Source organism: Collinsella aerofaciens (assembly GCF_039836695.1).
GTDB lineage: Bacteria > Actinomycetota > Coriobacteriia > Coriobacteriales > Coriobacteriaceae > Collinsella > Collinsella aerofaciens_BD.
Genome location: NZ_JBDPAC010000048.1, coordinates 1 through 1,819, shown reverse-complemented (window position 1 = coordinate 1,819; position 1,819 = coordinate 1). Strand labels below are relative to the sequence as shown.

The window sequence follows — 1,819 nt, the reverse complement described above, 5'->3', positions numbered from 1 at the left end:
CCTGCGGGGGTCCAGGGGGAGGCGGCGCCGGAGCGCTCCCTCTGGGCGGGAGCCGGGGGATGGAAAAGCCCGCCGGGCTGGGGCGGGCTTCAAGTGAGTCGGATACTATCAGTGGTCTCCGTAATGCGTCTTACACGAGACGATCTCTATGCCTCTGTCGGTAATTCTGTAGACAAGACGATTCGCTCTGTCTATCCGGCGTGACCAAAGCCCTGAGAACTCGCCCCTCAACGGTTCGGGCTTCCCGATTCCAACCGAAAGGCCGTTTCGGTCAATATCTAGAATCAGGGCGTTGATGCGCTTGAGTGTCTTTCTGTCTTGGCTTTGCCACCAAAGGTAGTCATTCCACGCCTCTGGCGACCAAACCTTATTCATCGGCATCGATCAATCCCCTTTCCAAGCCTCCGCCTGAGTCGAGTTCCGAGACCGAACGGCGCAGATGGTCTAGGTTCTCAGTCGAATAGAAGGGATCGATTGCGACGTCGAAGGGAATCCTCCTTTCCCTGCACATCTTTTTGGCAAAAATGGTAAATGCGGTAGTGACTGACAATCCAAGCTCCTTGCAAACGGACTCAAGGTCGCGCTTGGTAGATTCCTCTATTCGGATATTTATGTTTGAGGTCGACATAAGCTGTATCTCCTTCAATGCTAATACACTGTATATACCACGCTTTGCATTGTATATACAGTGTATCACTTGCTAGAACGGGATATCTTCGTCGTACAGGTCCACGGCGGGCGGGACGGCGGCTGATGCCGGTGTGGGCGCGGGAGTGGAAACGGGGGCTGCAGCGGGGGCTGCGGCGCCCTGACGCTGGCTCATGAACTCGATCTCGTCCACGATGACCTCCAGCTTGGATCGGCGCTGCCCGTCCTTCTCCCACGAGCTGTAGCGCAGCTTGCCCTCGATCGCGACTTTGTTGCCCTTGGCGAGGAAGCGGCTCACGGCCTCGGCGCGGGTGCCGAACATGGTGCAGTCCACGAAGTTCGGGTAGTCCTCCCACTCGCCGGTCTGCGGGTTGCGGCGGCGGTCGTTCACGGCGACGCCGAAGGAGAGCACCTGCGTGCCTCCTGCGGCGACGCGCAGCTCGGGGTCGCGGGTGAGGTTGCCGGTGATGTTGACTCGGTTGATGCTCATGATGATATGCCTTTCGTCGCATGTTGGTGAAGTTGGTGGGTCGGGGCGAGTCGCCGCCCCGACCATTGGAAATATTATCTAGAACCTAGTGAACCATCGGTCGTAGTCCTCCCCCTCCCAGACGATGTAAGAACCCTCCTTGATGACCGGGCGGAGTGCATCGAGGAAAACGTCCTCGTCGCCGGTCTTGGAGTCATAGGAAAGACCGATAATATCCCCCTCATCGTTATAGTCGATCCCGAAACCAAGCTCCTCCAGAACCTTAGGGAGGCTGTCGCAAACCTCGTCGTAGTTCCAGAGCATCCACGAGAACCATTTGTCTGGACTGCTCGCGCACGACTTGGAATCAGCGGGCTTAGGCGTCGGAGTGCCGCCGAACTTCCCTCCACCCTTCAAGTCGTCGCGGCTGTTGAGATCGCAGACGATTTTGTAACCGCGATCGAAGTCCTCCTTCTTGATGGTGAAATCCGAGTAGACGATCTGAACGTAGTAGCCCATCTGGCTTCTCCTAACCGCACGGCGTCGGCACCGCCCCTTGCGAGTGCCCCTGACTGCCCGCCGCGCGTCGCTTTGGCTCTTGCGAAAGCCGCCGCGGGCGGCCGTTGCCCGTCAGGGGTCTGCACGGCAACCTCCACCAGGCCCCGCGCCCCGCGCGGGGGCTTGTGCGGGGTTCCGTGCGGG

General features: G+C 59.2%; 4 protein-coding genes. All 4 read right to left on the bottom strand.

What is annotated here, in order from left to right; translation table 11 throughout:
* Nucleotides 1-108 precede the first annotated feature (108 nt).
* Nucleotides 109-375, bottom strand: a complete 267-nt coding sequence (locus tag ABG996_RS10695; RefSeq protein WP_347479847.1) for a Txe/YoeB family addiction module toxin — start codon at nt 373-375, stop codon at nt 109-111.
* Nucleotides 368-628 (bottom strand): type II toxin-antitoxin system RelB/DinJ family antitoxin, encoded by a 261-nt coding sequence (locus ABG996_RS10690; RefSeq protein WP_347479844.1) that lies wholly within the window; start codon nt 626-628, stop codon nt 368-370. Before ABG996_RS10690 ends, ABG996_RS10695 begins: the two co-directional genes overlap by 8 nt.
* Nucleotides 629-700: 72 nt before the next feature.
* On the bottom strand, nt 701-1,138 hold the full coding sequence (locus ABG996_RS10685) for a single-stranded DNA-binding protein (RefSeq protein WP_347479845.1): 438 nt from the start codon (nt 1,136-1,138) through the stop codon (nt 701-703).
* 78 nt (nt 1,139-1,216) lie between these two features.
* The gene (locus ABG996_RS10680) at nt 1,217-1,636 is read right to left on the bottom strand and encodes a hypothetical protein (protein WP_347479846.1); all 420 of its coding nucleotides are present in this window, start codon (nt 1,634-1,636) and stop codon (nt 1,217-1,219) included.
* Nucleotides 1,637-1,819 lie beyond the last annotated feature (183 nt).